This is a genomic window from Pigmentiphaga daeguensis (genome assembly GCF_039523035.1).
Lineage (GTDB): Bacteria > Pseudomonadota > Gammaproteobacteria > Burkholderiales > Burkholderiaceae_B > Pigmentiphaga > Pigmentiphaga daeguensis.
In genome coordinates this window covers 1-2,566 of the sequence record NZ_BAAAEN010000060.1, presented here as the reverse complement: position 1 = coordinate 2,566, position 2,566 = coordinate 1, and the positions used below count along the sequence as shown (strand labels likewise).

Below are 2,566 nucleotides of genomic sequence, written 5' to 3'. Positions count from 1 at the left end.
GTGCGTATTTCGGCGAACGTGACCGCCGATTTCGGGAACGTGACCGATCCAGCAGGATTGGGGCGTTGCGCGGTGTCGATTGTAGATTTCCTTGTTAGCGTTGGTCGAGTTCGGGCTCCAGGGCGTTGGGTTTGAGGGGCGCTTTTCTGAGCGATTCGCCTGCGAGCGTGATCCGGTGATGACGCTGCATGAGACGATCGAGCATCGCGTCGGCGATGGTCTCGTCGCCGATCCAGCCGTGCCAGTGCTCGATCGGCAACTGGCTGGTCACGATGGTCGCCTTGCCCGCCGAGCGGTCGTCAATCATCTCGAGCAGATCGTTTCGGACCATCGCGTCGAGAGGCGCCATGCCCCAATCGTCCAGCAGGAGAACGTCAACGCGAGCGACCTGCAGCAGCCATTTGGTGAAGCCGCCGTTGCCGTGCAGCACGCGCAGCTCCTCGCCAAGCCGCGGCACGCGCAGATACAACGCGGAGTGTCCGCGCCGGCAGGCGTACTGCGCCAAGGCGCAAGCGAGCCATGACTTTCCCGCGCCGGTTGGGCCGCTGATGAGCAGGCTGTAGCCGGCGTCGACCCAGTCGCCGAGCGCCAGGCTCGTGAGCGAGCGCGGGTCCACGCCTCGGCCAGCGCGGGTGTCGAGATCCTCGATGGCGGCCTGCGGATACTTGAGGCGTGCCTGTTTGAGCAGTCGGGTTCGGCGCCGATCATCACGCCAACTGGCTTCCCGGTCGACCAGCAGCGACAGACGTTCCTCGAAGCTCAGGCTGGCCGCGCCGGGCTGCGTTAATTGTTCTTCCAGGCCATCGGCGAAGCCGTCCAGCTTCAGGGTGCGCAGTTGGGTCAGTGTCTGTTGCATCATCATGGCGGGTTCTCTTTATTGGTAGTAGCTGGGGCCGCGTACATGCGCGTGGCTGGGGCTGATCCAGTCGGCAGGTGTTGCCGCCGCGGCGCGGTCGCGGTTGTTGATCAGGATGTCGCGCACGTGGCGGTAACGGTGCACGCCCAGTTCCAGCGCCAGCGCACACGCCGCCTCGAGACGCTCGCGGCCATAGCGACGGGAGAGCGATAGCAATCCGAGGCATGCCCGATAGCCGTGTTCCGGGTGGCGTTGCTCCTGCAGCAGGCGGGTGACGAGCGCACCGGTTGCCGCGCCGATCTGCTGTCCCCAGTGAATCAGCCGCTGCGGCGTCCATTCCAGATGGGCGCGGTGTGCCGCCGGCATGTGCTCGACGACGGTGGTGTAACCGCCCACGCGGTCATTGCGGGCGTGGCTGGCAACACGGCGGCCGCGATGCAACAGCTCGATCGCGCCCGCCGTGATGCGCGCATCGAGCTTGAGTCCGACCAGCGCGTGCGGCACGCTGTAGCGATGTTTGTTGATCTCGACGTGATAGTCGATGTGGACCGTCACCGTCTTGAACCGCGCGAGCTCATACGGCTGCGCCGGCAACGGCTGGAGTGCCGGTGCGTCCAGTTCCGCGAATGCGCTGGCGCGGCATCCCGGCAGTTTCTGGAATGGGCGCTCGTTGAGGTTCTTCAGCAGCGGCCGGATCGCGTCGTCGACTGACTGGACCGACACAAACCGGTGATGACGCAGGCGCGCCATGATCCAGCGTTCGACGACCTGGACCGCGACTTCTACCTTCGGTTTGTCCTGCGGGCGATACACGCGGGCAGGCAGGAATGAGGTGCCGTAATGACGCGCGAAGTCCAGCACGGTGTCGCCGGCGCGCGGTTCATAGCGGTCGGGATCGGCAATCATTGCGCGCGGGTTGTCCGGCACGATCAGCTGCGGCACGCCGCCATAGAAGGTCAGCGCGCGAGCGATGCCGCCGAGCCAATCCTCCATCGTTTCAGCCGGCGTCGCGCACGCGAACGTGTAGCTCGACGCGCCCATGGCGGCCACGAAGATGTGCGCGCGGCGTCCCGTGGTCAGTGGCAACGTGGGGCCGGCGAAGTCGACGAACAGCTTCTCGCCGGCGCGGTGGATCTGCCGCATCGAACGCTTCAGGCGTTTCGTGAACGCCTTGTAGTGCTCGCAGAACTGCGTGTAGCGGTAGGTCTGCCGGTCCGCAAACTCGGCCTGGTACTCCTCCCAGAGCAACGTGAGCGTCACGCCCTTGCGGCGCAGTTCCCGATGAATGCGCCCGTAGTCTGGCTGGGCGTAGGCTGCTGGCCCCGTGGGTTTGCCGAGTAGCCGGCGCTCAAGCTCGCCTTCATCCATGTCGCAGGCACTCGCCCAGTCCAGCCCGGCGGCGCCGGCCAGTCCGACGTACTTCGTGACCGCGCCCTTGGAAATGCCCAGCGACGCGGCGATCCGATCGTGCGAGAAACCGCCGTCGAATTTAAGTCGTAAAACGTCCTTGATCATGCGCATGTTCATCCGGTGCGCGGGCATGCTGTCTCCGGCAAAAGCCGGCGAGCATAGCCCGCGTGGTTGATGTCATGCGCAACGCCAATCCTGCCTTCCGGGCCGCTCGGTCACGTTCCCGAAATGATCGGTCACGTTGCCGAAATCGCCGGTCACGATCCCGAAACGGCCGGTCACCTTTGTCCGAAATACGCA

Annotated in this window: 2 protein-coding genes; both read right to left on the bottom strand. The window is 65.2% G+C overall.

What is annotated here, in order from left to right; all coding sequences use genetic code 11:
- Positions 1–94: 94 nt before the first annotated feature.
- Positions 95–862, bottom strand: a complete 768-nt coding sequence (gene istB, locus ABD104_RS30045) for an IS21-like element helper ATPase IstB (RefSeq protein WP_132979779.1) — start codon at positions 860–862, stop codon at positions 95–97.
- Positions 863–874: 12 nt separating this feature from the next.
- Complete coding sequence (gene istA, locus ABD104_RS30040; RefSeq protein ID WP_279820977.1) at positions 875–2,398, bottom strand: IS21 family transposase; 1,524 nt, start codon at positions 2,396–2,398, stop codon at positions 875–877.
- Positions 2,399–2,566: the final 168 nt, after the last annotated feature.

Excerpts from the sequence above, each read along its gene's own strand:
- istA (WP_279820977.1), bottom strand. The coding sequence starts at position 2,398 with ATGCCCGCGCACCGGATGAACATGCGCATGATCAAGGACGTTTTACGA.
- istB (WP_132979779.1), bottom strand. The coding sequence starts at position 862 with ATGATGATGCAACAGACACTGACCCAACTGCGCACCCTGAAGCTGGAC.